This window comes from Variovorax sp. 01T432, assembly GCF_056398605.1.
Window position 1 is genome coordinate 1 of sequence record NZ_JBFTPS010000007.1, and the last position, 18,641, is coordinate 18,641.

The 18,641-nt window shown below is 65.1% G+C and carries 18 protein-coding genes and 1 tRNA gene; 14 read left to right on the forward strand and 5 right to left on the reverse strand.

The window, feature by feature from the left end:
* Positions 1-173: 173 nt before the first annotated feature.
* From mutY to mutM, 3 genes are all read right to left on the reverse strand, one after another.
* Positions 174-1,232: an A/G-specific adenine glycosylase gene (gene mutY / locus AC1DNF_RS07720; protein WP_478148150.1), complete on the reverse strand. Its 1,059-nt coding sequence runs from the start codon at positions 1,230-1,232 to the stop codon at positions 174-176.
* Positions 1,233-1,236: 4 nt separating this feature from the next.
* Positions 1,237-3,198 (reverse strand): dynamin family protein, encoded by a 1,962-nt coding sequence (locus AC1DNF_RS07725; protein ID WP_478147986.1) that lies wholly within the window; start codon positions 3,196-3,198, stop codon positions 1,237-1,239.
* A 70-nt stretch (positions 3,199-3,268) separates the two neighbouring features.
* Entirely contained in the window at positions 3,269-4,084 is an 816-nt protein-coding gene (gene mutM / locus AC1DNF_RS07730) for a bifunctional DNA-formamidopyrimidine glycosylase/DNA-(apurinic or apyrimidinic site) lyase (protein WP_478147987.1), read from the reverse strand.
* Positions 4,085-4,164: 80 nt separating this feature from the next.
* Here mutM and AC1DNF_RS07735 point away from each other — a divergent pair, with 80 nt between their 5' ends.
* The 8 genes from AC1DNF_RS07735 to AC1DNF_RS07770 all read left to right on the forward strand — a co-directional run bounded on the left by AC1DNF_RS07735 (position 4,165) and on the right by AC1DNF_RS07770 (position 10,631).
* On the forward strand, positions 4,165-5,994 hold the full coding sequence (locus AC1DNF_RS07735; protein WP_478147988.1) for a tetratricopeptide repeat protein: 1,830 nt from the start codon (positions 4,165-4,167) through the stop codon (positions 5,992-5,994).
* A gap of 158 nt (positions 5,995-6,152) precedes the next feature.
* A complete protein-coding gene (locus AC1DNF_RS07740) occupies positions 6,153-6,530 on the forward strand; it encodes a lipoprotein insertase outer membrane protein LolB (RefSeq protein ID WP_478147989.1) in 378 nt (125 codons plus the stop codon).
* Positions 6,527-7,387 (forward strand): 4-(cytidine 5'-diphospho)-2-C-methyl-D-erythritol kinase, encoded by an 861-nt coding sequence (gene ispE, locus AC1DNF_RS07745; RefSeq protein WP_478147990.1) that lies wholly within the window; start codon positions 6,527-6,529, stop codon positions 7,385-7,387. Before AC1DNF_RS07740 ends, ispE begins: the two co-directional genes overlap by 4 nt.
* A gap of 67 nt (positions 7,388-7,454) precedes the next feature.
* Positions 7,455-7,531 (forward strand) — tRNA-Gln (locus tag AC1DNF_RS07750).
* A gap of 77 nt (positions 7,532-7,608) precedes the next feature.
* Positions 7,609-8,583 (forward strand): ribose-phosphate pyrophosphokinase, encoded by a 975-nt coding sequence (locus tag AC1DNF_RS07755; RefSeq protein WP_478147991.1) that lies wholly within the window; start codon positions 7,609-7,611, stop codon positions 8,581-8,583.
* Positions 8,584-8,727: 144 nt separating this feature from the next.
* On the forward strand, positions 8,728-9,426 hold the full coding sequence (locus AC1DNF_RS07760; protein ID WP_478147992.1) for a 50S ribosomal protein L25/general stress protein Ctc: 699 nt from the start codon (positions 8,728-8,730) through the stop codon (positions 9,424-9,426).
* A 78-nt stretch (positions 9,427-9,504) separates the two neighbouring features.
* On the forward strand, positions 9,505-10,137 hold the full coding sequence (gene pth, locus AC1DNF_RS07765) for an aminoacyl-tRNA hydrolase (RefSeq protein ID WP_478147993.1): 633 nt from the start codon (positions 9,505-9,507) through the stop codon (positions 10,135-10,137).
* A 194-nt stretch (positions 10,138-10,331) separates the two neighbouring features.
* Positions 10,332-10,631 carry a hypothetical protein gene (locus tag AC1DNF_RS07770; protein WP_478147994.1) on the forward strand — a complete coding sequence of 100 codons (300 nt, stop codon included), beginning with the start codon at positions 10,332-10,334 and terminating at the stop codon, positions 10,629-10,631.
* On the opposite strand, the gene AC1DNF_RS07775 is transcribed toward AC1DNF_RS07770, so the two are convergent.
* Positions 10,628-10,942, reverse strand: coding sequence for a YfhL family 4Fe-4S dicluster ferredoxin (locus tag AC1DNF_RS07775; protein WP_478147995.1), 315 nt, complete (start codon positions 10,940-10,942; stop codon positions 10,628-10,630). The two genes, AC1DNF_RS07770 and AC1DNF_RS07775, sit on opposite strands and share 4 nt — an antisense overlap.
* 98 nt (positions 10,943-11,040) lie before the next feature.
* Here AC1DNF_RS07775 and AC1DNF_RS07780 point away from each other — a divergent pair, with 98 nt between their 5' ends.
* From AC1DNF_RS07780 to AC1DNF_RS07805, 6 genes are all read left to right on the forward strand, one after another.
* The gene (locus AC1DNF_RS07780) at positions 11,041-11,991 is read left to right on the forward strand and encodes an ABC transporter permease (protein ID WP_478147996.1); all 951 of its coding nucleotides are present in this window, start codon (positions 11,041-11,043) and stop codon (positions 11,989-11,991) included.
* A complete protein-coding gene (locus AC1DNF_RS07785; RefSeq protein WP_478147997.1) occupies positions 11,988-12,866 on the forward strand; it encodes an ABC transporter permease in 879 nt (292 codons plus the stop codon). Before AC1DNF_RS07780 ends, AC1DNF_RS07785 begins: the two co-directional genes overlap by 4 nt.
* A 7-nt stretch (positions 12,867-12,873) precedes the next feature.
* Positions 12,874-13,860, forward strand: coding sequence for an ABC transporter ATP-binding protein (locus AC1DNF_RS07790; protein WP_478147998.1), 987 nt, complete (start codon positions 12,874-12,876; stop codon positions 13,858-13,860).
* The gene (locus AC1DNF_RS07795) at positions 13,857-14,690 is read left to right on the forward strand and encodes an ATP-binding cassette domain-containing protein (RefSeq protein WP_478147999.1); all 834 of its coding nucleotides are present in this window, start codon (positions 13,857-13,859) and stop codon (positions 14,688-14,690) included. The genes AC1DNF_RS07790 and AC1DNF_RS07795 overlap by 4 nt, the downstream gene beginning before the upstream one ends.
* A gap of 83 nt (positions 14,691-14,773) precedes the next feature.
* Positions 14,774-16,264 carry an ABC transporter substrate-binding protein gene (locus tag AC1DNF_RS07800; RefSeq protein ID WP_478148000.1) on the forward strand — a complete coding sequence of 497 codons (1,491 nt, stop codon included), beginning with the start codon at positions 14,774-14,776 and terminating at the stop codon, positions 16,262-16,264.
* The gene (locus AC1DNF_RS07805; RefSeq protein ID WP_478148001.1) at positions 16,261-17,667 is read left to right on the forward strand and encodes an amidase; all 1,407 of its coding nucleotides are present in this window, start codon (positions 16,261-16,263) and stop codon (positions 17,665-17,667) included. Before AC1DNF_RS07800 ends, AC1DNF_RS07805 begins: the two co-directional genes overlap by 4 nt.
* Before the next feature lie 23 nt (positions 17,668-17,690).
* Here AC1DNF_RS07805 and AC1DNF_RS07810 read toward each other — a convergent pair whose 3' ends face one another.
* Positions 17,691-18,551, reverse strand: a complete 861-nt coding sequence (locus tag AC1DNF_RS07810) for a LysR family transcriptional regulator (RefSeq protein WP_478148002.1) — start codon at positions 18,549-18,551, stop codon at positions 17,691-17,693.
* Positions 18,552-18,641 lie beyond the last annotated feature (90 nt).

Here is an 18,641-nt window from a genome sequence, read left to right on the forward strand (position 1 = left end):
GCGCCCGATGCGCCGACCTTCGACATCGTCACCACCGCGCAGCCTCTGCATCAGCGCGCCCTCGCGCTCGCGCAGGCCATCACGCCGTAGACAGAAACCAGCCCCGCAAATTCAGGCAAGTGCTTGAATCACAAGGGAATCTCGTCTGATATGAAGGGGCGTGGAACTTCAGTCTAGCCGCCCGCCGCCAGCAGCTTGCGCACGGGAGCAGGCAGGCCCAGCGCAGACCATTCAGCGGCCGCGTACCAACCGCCGGACTCGGAGAGAACTCGCGTCATGTCGCAGACAAGGGAAACCGGATGCAGGTGAAGGTCCTTGTGCGTCAAGACATGCACGAAGGCTGCGTCATCGCGTGCCCTCAGGCGGTCCTCTGGCGTCAATGTGTGCAGAAGCAGAGCCCGGCTTTCGAAGATCGGCAGGCAGTAGAGGCCGGCCCAGATCCCTCGCGGTGGCCGCTTGCCAAGCCATACCCGGCCTTGTGGATCGCGCGCTTGCAGAAGCCAGAGCGACTGGGCGCTACGGCGCAGCTTGCGTGTCTTGACGGGGTACTTCTCCGGGGCTCCCTCGCGCATCGCCGCACACACGTCATTGAGCGGACAGATCATGCAACTGGGCTTTCGTGGAAGGCACACCGTGGCGCCCAGATCCATCAGGCCTTGCGTATAGCCTGCAATGGCGCCTCGCTGCGTTGTCGATGGCAACAGAGCCGTCGCCTCACTCCAAAGCACTCGTTCCTGCCGTGTCGACGACAAATCGCCCTCGAAGCCCAACGCCCGCGTGAGCACCCGCTTGACGTTGCCGTCGAGGATCGCGACCCGTTCGCCAAAGCAGAAGGCCGCGATGGCAGCGGCTGTGGAGCGGCCGATGCCCGGCAAGGTCTCGAGTTCGGCAGCCGTACACGGAAAGGCGCCGTCAAATCGCGCCACCACCTCCTGCGCGCAACGGTGCATGTTGCGCGCCCGGCTGTAATAGCCCAGTCCACTCCACAGCCCGAATACTTCGTCCTCGGTACCTGCCGCGAGCGCCTGCACGGAAGGAAACCGATCCAGGAAGCGAGCGAAATAGGCCAGCACGGTCGACACCTGGGTCTGCTGGAGCATCACCTCGGACAGCCAGACGCGATACGGGTCCTGCGTGTTCTGCCAAGGCAATTCGCTGCGGCCATGACTGCGTTGCCAGCCGACAACGCGCTCTGCGAAGGTCGGCGCGAGTTCCCTCGCTGCCGACCGCAGCTCTTTAGACGGCACTGAGTTCTGTGCGCGGCGCCGGGGCGTTGGGCGCTTCGTTGCTCGCAAGCAGCATGGTGAGTTCGCCCAGCCGACGATGCAGCTCCGCGAGGCCGCTCTCCTGGGCGGCAAGCTCGGCAAGCCGCTCGTCAAGGTTTCCCGTCGCGCTCTGGATGCGCTCGACCGCCTCGATCCGCTTCGTGAAGTTGCGTCGGCGCTCCTTGAGCTGGGCGTCGAGTTGGGCGCCGGCGCCCTTGCTCCAGCGCTCCACCTCGGTCATGGCGGCTTCATTCACAACGCGCAGCCGACTCGCAAGCGCGCGCACGAGCTTGTCGCAGAAATCGGGCTGCGCGAGCTTAAGCATGTTGCCGACGCCGAGATAATGAATGTGGCTGCGTTCGATCTGGCTCAACTGCTGCTCGAAGCCCAGCAGATCGGGTTCCGCGGGCGCCTGCAGCGTAAATCCATGTTCGGCGTTGAGTTGCCGAAAAGTCGCGTGCAGCATCGACTGGATCTCGGCAGTGGTCGCTTGCACCTCGTGCAGGTTGTTGCGCAGCGAATCGAAGGTTTCGGCATAAACCTTGCGCACGTTGAACTTGATGCCCCGACGCTTCAGCGCCGCAGACAGCCGACCCATGTCCGCCTTGAGAGCGGTGCTCCCAAGCACCGCATACACCTCGCGCAGCAGCTTGCCCTGCACCGAGCGCAAGGCAAGAATGCGGGTGTTGCTACCCTCGAACTCCGCCTGCTCCTGCTCGATGCGAGCGCGCATGTGGCGGATCACCGAGCCGTTCTTGCCCCGCAAACCCTGGAGCTCCAGCGCTTGTTCCGACAGGTCGCGCTGACGCACACTGAGGATGCGCGCCGCCTCGACGCGCAATGAAGCAATGCCCGAGTCCACTGCAAGGCGCAGCATCTTCTCGCGCTTGCCGAGCAAGCCCTCGCCCAATACGGCCTCCAAGGCAGGGAGCTTGCTCGCCTGCAAGAGCGGCGCGTCACGACGGATCTTGGCCTGCAGGCCCTTTTGGGCAGACACCGGTAGTACTTGCGCCAGCGGAACCCCCAGGAGTTCCGCCGCACCCTTGCGCTGGCGCTGGATCTGCAAGTCGATCTGCGCGGGCGTGCTCAGGATGTCCCACATGGTGTCGATCTTGTTGAGCACCACGATCCGGGTATCGCCAGCGTCGCTTTCCGTGATCAGATGCTCGCGCCAGATGGCGAGGTCGGAACGGGTCACGCCCGTATCGGCCCCCAGAATAAACACGACCGCGTGAGCCTGCGGGATGAGGCTCACGGTCAATTCAGGCTCCGCGCCGATCGCGTTCAACCCGGGGGTATCCAGGATCACGAGCCCCTGCTCAAGAAGCGGGTGAGGCATGTTCAGCAACGCATGCCGCCAGCGGGGAATCTCCACGCGCCCTTCGGCATCAGGCACGGGGTTGTCATCGGGCGTGTCGTCGCTCCAGAACCCGAGCGAGCGGGCTTCGTCCAGAGAAACCCAGCGGACTTCGGCCACCTTGCCCATCACCTGGGCCAATTGCTCGGCGTTCTCGACGTCGATCGTGTGTTCGGTCCAACGGTCCGGCTCGTCGCGCCAGTGCGCAAGCGAATGCGGCTCCAGCCGCGTTTCGATCGGCAGCAGCCGCAGGCTGGGCGGGAATGCGGCGTCATACCCCAGTTCAGTCGGGCACATGGTCGTACGCCCGGCACTCGCCGGCATGATCCGACGGCCGTAGCCGGCAAAAAAGATCGCATTGATCAGCTCGGACTTGCCGCGCGAGAACTCTGCGACGAAAGCGACCATCACCTTGCTCGTCCGCATCTGCGATTCAAGATCGCGCAGCCGCTCTCCCACGGCCTGATTCAACAGTTCGTTTTCATTCAGCCAGCGCGAAAGCCACTTCAGGCGATGCGCGAAGTTGCGCCGCCAAGCGCCGTGCTGGTCGAATTGCTGATTAAAGGAGCGCGTCAAGGGGAATGTAAGGATGATTTACAAAATATAGCATTGGGCTGGCATCGCGACGTCATCTGATTTCGGCCTTTCAGCACTTTTGGCAGTTCGGGCAGAAATATGTGGAACGTTGGCCCTGACGCAGCTGTCGTATGGGTGTCGCGCACACCCTGCATGGTTCCCCGGCGCGACCATAGACCGTCGCCTCCAACTGGAAATACCCGCTTTGCCCATCGATATTCGAGAAGTCGCGCAGCGTGCTTCCGCCGCGCTCGACCGCCCGAGCCAGGATGTCGCGGACCGCAGCGCGCAAGCGTCCGGCGCGCGGACGGCTGATGCGGTAGGCCGCCAGCGTGGGCCGGATGCCGGCAAGAAAGAGCGCTTCGGAAGCGTAGATATTGCCAACCCCCACAACGACGTCGCCTGCGAGCAACACCTGCTTGATTGGGGCGCGTCGGCGCCGCAGTCCCGCATGAAATTCATCGAGATCGAAGGCGTCGCCCAGCGGCTCCATGCCGAGCCCCCCCAGAAGCTTGACAGCCAACGGAGCGTCCTCGCTCTCGGCATAGACCACGGCGCCGAAGCGCCGAGGGTCGTTGAGACGAAGCGTGCCACGGCTCGTGACCAAATCGAAGTGATCGTGCGTGCCAGGCGAAGGCAATGCGGAACTGAAGCGCAAGCTGCCCGACATTCCCAGGTGCACCAACAGCAAGCCGGCATCCAGGTCGACAAGCAGGTACTTTCCACGCCGACGCACGGCCCTCACCATTCGCCCGATCAACTCGGCGGGCTCAACCGCCAACGCCCAGCGCAGCGGCTTGCCTACGCGGACTGCGTCAATGCGCGCGCCGGCAATGCGATCGGCGAAGCCGAGGCGGGTCACTTCAACTTCGGGTAGTTCTGGCATGAAAGAAGACGGACATGAAGAGAGTCGGCATTGAAGCCCCACGACGCAGTCGTTCGAAAGCCTTGGATTATTATGGTCCGATGACCTTTCCGCCCCGCCGAACCCGCCTTGCGGCGGCCGCGTTCCTGGCCCTAATCGCACTCGCCGCGCAGGCCCAGACTGACCCACCAGCGGCCGCGCCCACCAGCCCGGCCCCCATCATCGAGTCCGCGCCGCCGACGGAGACAAGCCCTCCGGCCGCTGCTCCGAACGCCGAGCAAGCCCCTGCTCCACGAGCTTCCGCCATGACGGCGGAGCTGTTCTACGAGGTGCTGATGGGCGAACTGACCGCTCGATCCGGAGACCCGGGGGCCGGCTATGCACTGGTCCTCGATGCGGCACGCCGGACCCGTGATGACGCGCTCTTCCAGCGCGCGATCGAAATTGCGCTGCAATCGCGTTCCGGCGATGCCGCGTTGGCTGCGGCCCGTGCCTGGAAGGACACATTGCCGCAGTCGCGCGAAGCGAGGCGGTTCGAACTCCAGATCCTGATCGCGCTCAACCGCATTGGCGAGACGGCCGAGCCGCTGCGAGCGGAGGTCGCCGCCACGCCGCCGGTTGAACGCCCGCTCCTGATGGCGACGATCGCGCGCACCTATGCCAGGGCGACCGACAAGAAGCTCGCAGCATCGGTCGTTGAACAAGCGCTTGCGGAGGATCTGAAGAACCCCGCGACCAGCGCCCCGGCCTGGACCACGGTCGGCCGCCTGCGGCTGGCGGCGGGCGACACCTCGGGGGCGCTCGATGCGGCACTCAAGGGCCAGGAAGCAGACCCGTCGGCCGACGGCCCCGCCATCCTCGCGTTGGAGTTGATCGATCCCAGCCAGCCCCTGGCCGAGCCTATCGTGAAACGCTACCTCGCCGGCTCCAAGGCCCAGCCGGAATTTCGCATTGCCTATGCGCGGGTGCTGGTCGAGGGGCACCGCTACGCGGATGCAAGCGCGGAACTCGCTGCCCTCACGGCGGCTCGTCCCGAGTTGCCCGAACCCTGGCTGTTGCTGGGCAGCCTGCAATCGCAGGCACGTCAGGACGCGGCAGCCGAGGCCTCGCTGAAGCGCTATCTCTTGCTCGCCGGCGCAGAAAAGGACGCCGACGGCGGCAATCGCGGGCCCACGCAAGCCTACCTGTTGCTCTCCCAACTGGCCGAACGCCGCAAGGATTTCGTGGGGGCCGATACATGGCTATCCCGCATCGACAACACCGAGGACTTGGTCGCCGCACAGACACGCAGAGCAGCACTACTCGCGCGCCAGGGCAAGCTGCCGCAAGCCCGGGAGCTCGTCCGCGCCCTGCCGGAACGCAACGAAGAGGAAAAGAAGCAGAAGTTTCTGGCCGAGGTTCAGTTGCTGCGCGATGCGAAGCAGTACCAACCCGCTTATGACATGTTGGCGCAGGCCAGCGCAGCAACGCCATCCGACACCGACCTGATCTACGACCAGGCGATGGTCGCCGAGAAGCTCAACCGCCTGGACGAAATGGAGCGCCTTCTACGCCGCCTGATCGAGCTCAAGCCCGACAACCAGAACGCATACAACGCACTCGGCTACTCCTTCGCCGACCGGAAGATCCGGCTGGACGAGGCCCGCACCCTGATTCAGAAGGCGGTGCAACTGGCGCCCGAAGACCCATTCATTGCCGACAGCCTGGGTTGGGTCGAGTTTCGGCTCGGCAATCTGGATGAAGCGAAGCGGATTCTGGAGGACGCCTACAAGCGCCGACCGGACCCCGAAATCGGCGCCCATCTGGGCGAGGTTCTGTGGGCCCAGGGCCAGCGCGACCGCGCGCTTTCCGTCTGGAAGGAAGCATCCCTGGCCGATGCTGACAACGAGACGTTGCAGGAAACGCTCAAGCGTCTGCGGGTCAAACTTTGACAAACCAGTCTTGGGGAACATCAAACGCGGAAGTGTCCCGCCGCAGTGCGGCGATGCTTCTTGGGGGGATCGCCCTCGTTCTGGCATCAGGTTGTGCGACGCCGACGGCTCCGAGCTCCCAGACAGGCACGGGCAACTTCGATCTCTGGAGTGGCCGCTTGTCGCTGCGAGTGGATAGCGACCCGGTGCAGACCTTCTCCGCGCTGTTCGATCTGCGCGGAAATCCTCAGGCGGGCGATCTAACGCTGACCAGTCCGCTCGGCAACACGCTGGCGCAGCTCCATTGGGCGCCTGGCACGGCGCTACTCAGGAACGGAGGCGAGACCAGACGCTTCGACTCGGTCGAAGCGTTGGCCGAGGCGGCAACAGGCGCGGCCATTCCCGTAGGCGCTCTTTTTGCGTGGCTGGCGGGTAGAGACGAACACGTGCCCGGATGGCGTCCGAACCTGACCCAAGTGAGCACCGGGCGGCTGCAGGCCACGCGCGAATCACCCCAGCCCCGCGCCGACCTGCGCATCGTGTTTGAACGCGCATGAAGGCGATCTACGATCTTCCCGCACCGGCCAAGCTCAATCTCTTTCTTCATATCAACGGCCGGCGTGTGGACGGCTACCACCTGCTGCAATCTGTGTTCATGCTCATCGACTGGTGCGATACGCTGCACGTGGAGCGCCGCGGCGATGGAGCGATCACCCGCGAAGACTTGACGACCGAGCTGCCGCCCGACGATCTTGTGCTGCGCGCCGCCAAGGCGCTGCAGGCTGTGGCGCAAACGCCCATGGGCGCACACATCGGGATCGCCAAACAGGTACCCGTCCAGGCGGGCATGGGTGGCGGCTCCTCGGACGCGGCGACCTGCCTCCTGGCGCTCAATCGCCTATGGGATCTGAACTTGCCGCTGGCAAGACTCGAGCAGATCGGACTCCAACTGGGCGCGGACGTGCCGTTCTTCCTGCGCGGGCGAAACGCCTGGGTCGAAGGCATCGGGGAAAAGATCACCCCTGTCACCCTGCCGCCCGCGCGCTTCGCGGTGGTCAAACCGCCCGACGGACTCGATACTCGTCTCATTTTTGCAGCACCCGACCTCCAGCGCGCCACGCCCGCTGCTATAATCTCGGGCTTTGCTGCACATAGCGAAGTTGAGGTCGATGACTTCAACTTTGACTTCGGTCATAACGACCTGCAGCCGGTTGCGCAACGGCTCTGCCCCGCGGTCACCGATGCCATTGAATGGCTCGGTCATCAAGGACTCAAGGCTCGCATGACCGGCTCGGGAAGTTCGGTATTCGCAGTGATGCCGCACGAAGCGGAACTCGCCAAGGCACCTCGGGGTTGGCAGGTTCGCAAGTGCAGCAACTTGGCCATTCATCCCCTCGTGGGCTGGGCGGCCTAGATTGTCAGATTGCTCTGCGATCTGATGCGACGTATATCGGTTGGAGGCATGAGCCGCCGACCCGTGTAGGGGAGTCGCCAAGCTGGTTAAGGCACTGGATTTTGATTCCAGCATGCAAAGGTTCGAATCCTTTCTCCCCTGCCAAATCTTTATTCACGAGATTTTTGGCGGCTCCTCAAAGAGCCATTTCGCATTGCCGGATGCATTTTGCCGGGACGCTCATGCAGGCTCACCACCCTGATTTCATGGTTTTCACCGGCAATGCCAATCCCGGCCTTGCTGCGGAAATCGCGCAACACCTGGGGACATCGCTGGGTGCCGCCCGCGTCGGCCGCTTCTCGGATGGCGAAGTCACAGTCGAGATCAACCAGAACGTCCGGGCGCGCGACGTGTTTGTCGTCCAGTCGACCTGCGCGCCGACCAACGAGAACCTGATGGAACTGCTCATCATGGTCGACGCGCTCAAGCGTGCGTCCGCCGAGCGCATCAGTGCCGTGATCCCTTACTTTGGGTACGCGCGCCAGGACCGCCGCCCGCGCTCCAGCCGGGTGCCCATCTCGGCCAAGGTCGTGGCCAATCTGCTTGAAACCGTGGGCGTCGCGCGCGTGCTGACCATGGACCTGCATGCCGACCAGATCCAAGGCTTCTTCGACATTCCGGTCGACAACATCTACGCATCTCCGGTTCTTCTGGGCGATCTGCGCCAGAAGAATTACGAAGACTTGATCGTGGTCTCGCCAGACGTGGGTGGCGTGGTCCGTGCCCGCGCCCTGGCCAAGCAACTGAATTGCGACCTCGCGATCATCGACAAGCGACGCCCGCGCGCCAATGTGAGCGAGGTCATGCACGTGATCGGCGAGATCGACGGCCGCAACTGCGTGATCATGGACGACATGATCGACACGGCCGGCACGCTGGTCAAAGCGGCCGAAGTCCTCAAGGAACGCGGCGCCAAGAAGGTCTATGCCTATTGCACCCATCCGATCTTCTCGGGCCCCGCGATCGAGCGGATCGCCCAAGGATCCGCGCTCGACGAGGTGGTCGTGACCAATACGATCCCCCTCACAGACGGCGCCACGGGTTGCACCAAGATTCGCCAGCTCTCCGTGGCCCCGCTGATCGCCGAGACGATCCAGCGCATCGCCAAGGGTGAGTCGGTCATGAGTTTGTTCTCGGATCAGGAGAATCTCTTCTAAGAGATTTCGACAAGAGCTCTTCGGGGTTCAATGACCCTTCGGGCTCGACGAGCCTGTTCCGAGCAAAAAGCCGGGCTTTCTCCAGAGAGTCCATGTTGAAACCGGAGTCGCACTGGTCGCGGTCGACTTCCACAGGAGCCAGTTATGAAATTCGTCGCCTTTGAGCGCGCAAAGCAGGGTACGGGTGCGAGCCGCCGTCTCCGCATCTCGGGCAAGACGCCCGGTATCGTCTACGGTGGTGAAGGCAAGCCCCAGCTGATCGAGCTCGATCACAACGCGCTTTGGCATGCCCTCAAGAAGGAAGCCTTCCACTCGTCGATCCTCGAAATGGATCTTGCCGGCACAACCAGCAAGGTGCTTTTGCGCGACGTGCAATACCACCCGTTCCGCCAATTGGTGCAGCACATCGACTTCCAGCGTGTGGATGCCCGCACCCGCATGACCATGAAGGTGCCGCTGCACTACAAGGGTGAAGAAGAGTCCACGGCCGTCAAGCTGGACCACAACCTCGTCAACCACGTCATGACGGAAATCCAGATCAGCTGCCTGCCTGGCGATCTGCCCGAGTTCATCGAGGTCGACCTTTCCGGCCTGACGAAGAACGCCACGGTGCACGTCAATGACATCAAGCTGCCGAAGGGCGTGAAATTCGTGAGCCACGGCAAGCTCAACCCGGTACTGGTGTCGGCTGTGCCGCCGCTGGTGGCCGAAGAGCCCGTTGCGGGCGCCGAAGGCGCTGCTGCGGCTGAAGCTGCTGCCGCCCCCGCCGCTGGCAAGGCTGCCGGCAAGGGCGCACCCGCCGCCAAGACCCCTGCCGCCAAGGCACCGGCTGCGAAGAAGTAATTCGTCGCCTCCAGTCCGCAAACGGCCCGCCTTGTGCGGGCCGTTTTTCTTTTCAGAGGCCACGGATAATCCCGCCCCATGATCAAGTTGTTCGTCGGCCTGGGTAACCCGGGCCCGGAGTATGAAGCCACGCGGCACAACGCGGGCTTCTGGTGGATCGACGCGCTTGCGCGGGACCTGAAGCTCAACCTCGTGCCGGAACGCAGCTACCACGGCCTGGTCGCCCGCACGCATGTCAACGGGCATCCCGTCTGGCTGCTCGAGCCTCAGACCTTCATGAACCTGTCCGGCAAATCTGTAGCGGCGCTCGCGCGCTTTTTCAAGATCGACCCGGGCGAGATCCTGGTGGTGCACGACGAGCTCGACGTGGTGCCAGGACAAGCCAAGTTGAAATTGGGCGGCAGCCATGCCGGCCACAACGGCCTGCGCGACATCCATGCGCAGCTCGGCACCCCCGACTACTGGCGCCTGCGTCTGGGCATCGGCCATCCGGGAGTGAAGTCGGAAGTGGTCAGCTGGGTGCTGAAGAAGCCTCTCAAGGAGCAGCGCGAGGCGATCGAGGATGCGATCGTGCGCACCCTGCACGCCGTGCCTGCGCTGGTGGCCGGTGAAATGGAAAAGGCGACCATGCTCATTCATACGAGCAAGCCGCCGCGCCCCAAGCCAACGCGGCGAGAGCCGGGCGAGGGGGGCGCACCCGCCGCGGGTTAGCGGAGAGAAGAAGGGGAGCTAGAAAACAATGCAGCTATCACGTTCATCCATCGCCCGGCGGGCCGCCATCGTTCTGGCGGCAGCCTATGTCCAGCCGGCCGCGGTTGCGGTCGAGTCCGCTCCCGGCACATGGCGCTGCGGCAACACGTACACCGACCAACCCTGCAAGGGCGGAAAGGTCCTGAGCGTCGACGATGCCCGCCACGCCACGCCACGCCACGCAGAAGCATGAAGCCGACAATACAACACGAGAAGCCCAGGCGAGCGCGGACCGGATGGAGCGCGATCGCATGCGCCTGGAGTCCACTTTGGGGCAACGGCACGCGACGTTGATCGACAACAAGCCGCGCCCGGTGGGTTCGTCATCCGGGTCAGGCAGCGCCCTGAAAAAGAAGAAGGGGTCGAAGAGGCCCGAGGAATTCAGCGCGCACAGCCCGGCGTCAACGCCGAAGAAAGCGGTCCGAACCAGCAGCAAGCGCGCCGCAAGAAGCTAGGGGGCCGGCGCAGTGGCCGGCGGGCCGCCCTCTCCACCGGGCATGCTCCCGGTCTTCGACGCCTTCGCTGCCGTGAGTCGCTCGAACTTCTGCCACAAGGTCTCCCGCGTCTCGACATGTGCGGGATTCGTGGGGATGCAGGCAACAGGACACACCTGCACGCACTGCGGCTCGTCGAAGTGGCCCACGCATTCGGTGCACTTGTGAGGGTCGATCTCGTAGATCTCCACACCCATGTAGATCGCGTCATTCGGGCACTCGGGCTCGCACACGTCGCAGTTGATGCATTCGTCCGTGATCATGAGGGCCATGGGTGGCATTATCGGCCGGCCGACACACAAGCGCCGCGTGTGGGGGCAAACGCTAGGCATGGTCGTTGCGTCTGTCGGGTTATGCTGCGCCCCGCCCTATGAGTCTGTTTCTATTCAAGCGTTTTGCAACGCTGGTCGCCACCCTGATCGGCGCCTCCATCATCGTGTTCCTCGTGCTCGAGATCTTGCCCGGCAATGCCGCGCAGATGCTACTGGGGCCCGACGCAGCACCCGACGCCGTGGCCGCGCTGGCCGCCAAGCTCGGACTCGACCAACCGGCCTGGGCCCGCTACTGGCACTGGATCGGCGGCCTCCTGACCGGCAACCTGGGCGATAGCTACGCCTACAGCTCACCGGTGCTCGACCTCATCCTCGAGCGCCTTGCGCTCACTGTGCCGCTGGCGCTGCTGGCGATGACGTTCACCACCGTGCTCGCGCTCGCGGTGGGCGTGACCGCCGCTGCCCGCCACAACAAGCTCGGCGACGTCGGCCTGATGGGCCTGACGCAGGTAGGCATCGCGATCCCCAACTTCTGGTTCGCGATCCTCCTGATCCTCGTCTTCTCCGTGCAGCTGCAGTGGTTCTCGGCCGGAGGATTCGAGGGCTGGGGCGAAGGGGTCTTCGCCGGGCTCAAGGCACTGCTCCTGCCTGCCCTGTCGCTGGCGGTCGTGCAGGCCGCGATCCTGGCGCGCATCACGCGCTCGGCCGTGCTGGAGGTGATGCGCGAGGATTTCGTGCGCACCGCGCGCGCCAAGGGCGTGTCGCAGCGCGCCGTGCTCTGGAGCCATGTACTGCGCAACGCGCTTATTCCCGTCATCACCGTGATGGGCATGCAGTTCTCCGAACTGCTGGCCGGCACCATTGTGGTCGAGAACGTGTTCTACCTGCCGGGCCTCGGCCGGCTCATCTTCCAGGCCATCAGCAACCGAGACCTGATCGTGGTGCGCAATTGCGTGATGCTCCTGGCCGCGATGGTGGTCATCGTCAACTTCGTGGTCGACGTGCTCTATGCCGTCATCGACCCGCGCATCAAGGCCTCGGACATATGAGCGCAATCCCCGCAGTACCCAGCGCAGCCGCCTTCACGGTGCCTGGCTTCTGGCGCCGTGCGTTGCACCATCGCAGTTTCGCCATCGGAGCCGTGCTGACGCTGCTGCTGCTCCTGGCAGCCGCCGTCTCGCTGGTCTGGACACCCTGGTCACCCTACGAAATGGACATGGCGAACAAGCTGCAGGCTCCCAGCGCTTCGCACTGGCTGGGCACCGACACCTTCGGGCGCGACGTCGCTTCCCTGTTGCTGGTCGGCGCGCGCGCTTCGATCCTGGTCGGCGTGATCGCCGTCGGCATCGGCCTGACCGCCGGCACCGCGCTCGGCCTGCTCGCGGCAGCGCGGCGCGGCTGGATCGAGGAGGCGATCATGCGTTTCACGGATTTCTCGATGGCCTTTCCCGCGATCCTGTCGGCCATCATGATGACGGCGGTCTTCGGCGCCGGCATCGTCAACGCGATCGTCGCGATCGGCATCTACAACATCCCGACCTTTGCGCGCATCACGCGCGCCTCGGCCAACGCGATCTGGTCGCGCGAGTACGTGGCGGCCGCGCGCGCCTGCGGCAAGGGGGCTTTCGCCATCACCATGCAGCATGTGCTGCCCAATATCTCGGCGGTGCTGATCGTGCAGATCACGATCCGCTTCGCGGTCGCGATCCTCGCGGAAGCCGCCCTCTCCTACCTGGGCCTCGGAACGCAGCCACCCCAGCCCTCCTGGGGCCGGATGCTCAGCGAAGCGCAGACCATCATGTTCCAGGCGCCCCTGCTCGCGGTGTTCCCCGGCATGGCGATCGCGCTCGCCGTGCTCGGCCTCAACCTGCTCGGCGACGGCCTGCGGGACCTACTCGATCCGCGCCTCGCGCGTGCCCGTTGAACCCGACATGTCTCTTCTCGAAGTCAACAATCTCCACGTCCAGCTGCGGACCCAGCGCGGCCCGGCCGAAGCCGTGCGCGGCATCGGCTTTACGCTGGGGCGCGGCGAAACGCTCGGCATCGTGGGCGAATCCGGCTGCGGCAAGTCGATCACCGTTCAATCGCTGATGGGCCTGCTGCCGTCGAGCGCGAAGGTGACCGGCAGCATCCGATTCGACGGCACCGAACTCGTGGGGCTGCCCGAGCGCGACATGTGCGAGATCCGCGGCAACCGCATCGGCATGATCTTCCAGGAGCCGATGACAGCACTGAACCCGGTCCACACCATCGCGCGCCAGGTCGGCGAGCCGCTGCGGCTGCACCGCGGCCTGTCGAAGAGCGACACGCGCAAGGAAGTCCTCGCGCTGCTCGAACGCGTCGGCATCCCCGATCCTGCTTCGCGGCTCGATGCCTACCCGCACCAGTTCTCGGGCGGCCAGCGCCAACGCATCGGCATCGCGATGGCGCTCGCCTGCGGACCCGACCTCCTGATCGCCGACGAGCCGACGACCGCGCTCGACGTCACGATCCAGAAGCAGATCCTCGAACTCATCCGCGGCATCGTCGCGGAACGCGGCATGGCCTTGATCCTGATTTCGCACGACCTCGGCGTCATCGCGCAGAGCGTCTCGAAGATGCTCGTGATGTACGGCGGCAGCGTGGTCGAAAGCGGCCCGACGGCGGCCGTCTTCGCAGAGCGCGCCCACCCCTACACACAAGGGCTGTTCGCGGCCAGGCCGGCCCTGGGTGCGCCGCGCGGCGTGAGGCTCGCCACCATCAGGGGGAGCGTGCCCGAACTGGTTGACCTTCCAGCCGGGTGCCCGTTCGCGGGCCGTTGCGCCTTCACGATCGACGCCTGCCACACGGTGCGTCCGCCGGCCACCCTGCTGCCGCACGACCATCAGGTGCGCTGCCTTCGGCTCGACGAAATCGCCGAGCAAGGGCTGGCCGCATGACCGATCGCTTCGACCCCGATCCGCAATCCGCCCCGCTTCTCGAAGTGACGGAGCTCGTGCGCCACTACACGCTCCCGCGCGAGCGCCTGTTCGGCGCGCCACCCTGCGTCAAGGCGCTCAATGGTGTGAGCTTCAGCATCCGTCCCGGGCAGAGCCTGGGCATCGTTGGCGAATCGGGCTCCGGCAAGTCGACCATCGCGCGCCTGGTGATGGCGCTCGACAGGCCCAGCTCGGGCAGCGTGAAGCTGCTCGGACGCGATCTTCATGCGTTGCCCAAGGACGAGCTGCGCGCCGCGCGACGAGACGTGCAGATGGTGTTCCAGGACCCCTACGGCTCCCTCGACCCCCGACAGACGGTGGCGCGCATCGTCGCCGAGCCGCTCGAAGCGCTGGCCGAAACCAGCCGCGCGGCACAACGGGAACGCGCCGGCGAATCGCTCGCCGCCGTGGGTCTGCGCGCCAGCGACCTCGACAAGTATCCGCACGAGTTCTCCGGCGGTCAGCGCCAGCGCATCGCCATCGCCCGTGCACTCATCACACGGCCGAGGCTGATCGTGGCCGACGAGCCCGTGAGCGCGCTTGACGTCTCGGTGCAGGCCCAGGTGCTGAACCTGATGCAGGACCTGCAGCAGCAGTTCGGCATCAGCTACCTGCTGATCAGCCACGACCTCGCGGTGGTGAACCACCTCTGCGACGAGGTCTGCGTTCTGCACCGCGGCCTTGTCGTCGAGCGCGGGGTTCCGCAACAGCTCTTCGCACATGCGCAGCATCCCTATACGCAGGCCCTGCTCGCGGCGGTGCCGCGCGCGGAGCCCGCGACGACGCCATAAGCAAATGCTTGCAGCGAACCGACCGGCTCGCGCATGATGTAACGTTGTATTTCTTTCTTACAGCTTTCCCTGGAGCCCTGACCATGTTGAAACGCCGCACCCTTTTGACCACCGCCGCACTCGCCACGATGCCGCTCGCGCTGCCGCAAGGCGCGTTCGCCCAGGGCCGCAAGGATTCCATGGTGCTCGGGATGACGCTGGAGCCCACCGGCCTCGACCCGACGACCAGCGCTGCGGCCTCGATCGCGGAAGTCACGCTCTACAACATCTTCGAGACGCTGACCAAGATCAACGTCGACGGCAGCGTGACTCCTCTGCTGGCGGAAAGCTGGGACGTTTCGCCCGACCTCAAGACCTACACATTCCGCCTGCGCAAGGGCGTCAAGTTCCAGAACGGCGAGCCCTTCAATGCGCAGACCGTCAAGTTCAGCTTCGAGCGCGCGGGCGGAGAGAAGAGCACCAACAAGGACAAGCGCACCTTCGCCAACATCGGCGTGCAGGTCATCGACGACTACACGGTCGTCATCCTCAACAAGGAGATCGATCCGGATTTTCCCTTCGTGATCGGACAGGCGACGGCGATCATCGTCGAGCCGAAGAGCGCCGAAACCAACGCGGCCAAGCCGATCGGGACCGGCCCCTACAAGCTCGATGCCTACAACAAGGGCTCTTCGATCATCCTGAGCAAATGGGACGGCTTCCGCAATCCCGGCGCGGCCAAGCTCCAGAAGATCACCTTCCGCTTTATTTCCGATCCGGCCGCTCAGGCGGCCTCGCTGCTTGCCGGCGATGTCGACGCGTTCCCGCGCATCGCCACGCGGGTCGTGGCGCAGTTCAAGAACAACCCGCAGTTCCAGGTGATCCTGGCCGGCTCGCGCGCCAAGACCATCCTCTCGATCAACAACAAGAAGAAGCCGCTCGACGACGTGCGCGTGCGTCGCGCAATCCTCGCCGCCATCGACCGCAAGGCCGTGATCGAAGGCGCCGCCGACGGCTTCGGCACGCCGATCGGCAGCCACTACGTGCCGGGCGCCCTGGGTTATGTCGACACCACGAACATCAACCCCTTCGACATCGAGAAGGCCAAGAGGCTGCTCGCCGAAGCGGGTGTGAAGACGCCGCTCGAACTCACCATGACGCTGCCGCCGCCCCCCTATGCCCGGCAGGGTGGAGAGGTTATCGTCGCGGAACTCGCCAAGATCGGCATCGTGGTGAAGGTGCAGAACGTCGAATGGGCACAGTGGCTGAGCGGCACCTACGGCAACAAGAACTACGACCTGTCGATCATTTCCCACGTCGAGCCCTTCGATCTCGCCAACTACGCCAAGCCCGATTACTACTGGGGCTACGACTCCAAGGCCTTCGATACCTTGTTCGACAAGATCAAGAACACGTCCAACGCCAGCGAGCGAGCCAAGCTGCTCGGCGACGCTCAACGAATGCTCGCGCAGGACGCGGCCAATGGCTTCCTGTATCAGCCCCAGTTTCCGACCATCGCCAAGAAGAACGTCAAGGGCTTGTGGAAGGAACTGCCGATCTTCGCCAACGACCTGTCGGCGCTGTCTTGGTCGTGAGCCGCACCCTTCACGAGTTGTCGGCGCAGGAACTCGTCACCGCCTACCGCGCAAAAGAGCTCTCGCCGGTCGAAGTCACGCAATCCGTGCTCGATCACATCGCGCGATGGGAGCCCCACCTGCAGGCCACCTGGCTGTTGCGCCCCGATGCCGCGCTCGATCAGGCGCGCGCCTCGGAAGCGCGCTGGCGGCGCGACGCTCCGATCGGGCCGCTCGACGGCGTGCCCACCACGATCAAGGAAAACATCGCAACACGCGGCGACCCGATGCCGGCCGGTACGGCGGCCGTCGAACTCCGGCCCGCCGCAGTCGACGCGCCGCCGGCCGCGCGGCTCAAGGAAGCCGGCGTCGTGATCGTCAGCAAGACCACCATGCCCGACTACGGCATGCTGTCCTCCGGGCTGTCGAGCTTTCACAAGCTCGCCCGCAACCCCTGGGATCTCTCGAAGACGCCCGGCGGCTCGAGCGCCGGCGCCGGTGCAGCCGCAGCGGCCGGCTATGGTCCCCTGCACATCGGCACGGACATCGGCGGTTCTCTGCGGCTGCCGGCTGCCTGGTGCGGCATCTTCACCCTGAAACCCAGCCTGGGCCGCATCCCCATCGATCCGCCCTACATGGGCCGGGCGGCGGGGCCGATGACGCGCACCGTCGGCGACGCCGCTCTGATGATGGCGACGCTGGCGCGAGCCGACGCGCGAGACAGCATGAGCCTGCCGCCGCAGGACATCGCATGGTCGACCTTCGATGTGGCCGGCGAGCATCTGCGCGGCCTGCGCATCGGGCTCCTGCTGGATGCTGGGTGCGGTCTCGCCGTCGAGCCGGAGATCCGGTCGGCGGTCGAGCACGCGGCGCGCGTGTTCGAACGCGCGGGCGCCATCGTCGAGCCGATGCAGCCCTTCATGTCGCAGGCGATGCTGGACGGCATGGACCACCTCTGGCGCATGCGCTCGCTCGTGGACATGAACGCCCTGAAGGCCGAGCAGCGTGCCAAGGTATTGCCCTATATCCGGGCATGGGCCGAAAGCGCGGCCGGCTTCAGCGGCGAGCAAGTCTTCCGCGCATTCAGCCAGTTCCATGCCACGCGCGTGGCGACGGTGGCCGCCTGCGCGAGATACGACTACGTGATCTCGCCGACCTCGCCCAACATGCCGGCGGCCGCGGAGCTGCCTTCTCCCACGAACGATCCGCTGCGCCCGCTCGAACACATCGGCTTCACGGTGCCGTACAACATGTCCGAGCAACCGGCGGCATCGATCAACTGCGGCTACAGCACCAGCGGCATGCCGATCGGACTGCAGATCGCGGGACAGCGCTTCGACGACCTGGGCGTGCTGAAGGTCTCGCGTGCCTTCGAGCTGATCCGGGAAGCGCAGCGGCCCTGGCCCGAGCCTCCCGGCGCCTGACGCGGCATCCCGGCGCTCGCATCTCAGACGAGATGCGATGCCAACAAGTCGCGAGCACGCGTCACGAATTCAGGCTCGCCGCGACGTGCCGGCAGGAAGTGGAAGGCTACGCGCGGCAGCGCCGGCAGGCCATGCGGCGGAGCCAGGCGTGCCACACCCTCGCACAATGCCGATTCATTGAGACAGGCCACGCCCAGGCCGGCCGCCAACGCCGACTGCAGGCCCGCCACGCCCGACGCCACATGTGCCACCGCATAGGCCACGCCCCGCTCGCGCAACAGCTTGACGGCGAACTGGTGCAGGGAGCAGGTGTCGGGCAACACCACCAGCCTCAAGGTCTCCCCGCGAGCGACGCGCATGCCCGGCGCACCCATCCAGCCCAGTGACTCGCGCCGCAGTACCGGCGCATGGGCGGCCCCATCGGCCGAGCCGGCAATGCGCATCGACAAGCCCACGTCGAAATCGCCCTGCGCATAGCCTGCTTCGATCGCACCGCTCTTGAGCACGCTCACGTTCAGGCGCACCTGCGGATAGCCTTCACCAAGGCGCGCCAGAAGCCGCGCAAGGTCGCCAGGCCTGAAGTAGTCGGTGACCGCGAGACGCAACTCGCCCTGCAAAGCCTCGCCGCGCAGGTCGCGAAATGCCTCGTCGGACAGCGCAAGCATCCGGCGCGCATAGGCGATGAGCCGAAGGCCCGCGGGCGTCGGCGACACGCCCGCCTTGCTGCGCGTCAGAAGCGCCTGGCCTGCCTTTTCCTCGAGCTTGCGCATCTGCTCGCTGACGGCGGACTGGGACAGGAAGACCAGTGGCGCCGCCGCCGTGAGACTGCCGGACTCCACGACCGTGACGAAAGTCCTCAGCTGCTCCAGATTGAAGGCCTGCATCGGTTATCCATTCCTTAATCCGATGGTTTCCATCATATCTTCCCGCTTTTTAGATGGATTTCCAATTTCCACAATGCCACCTCATTCATC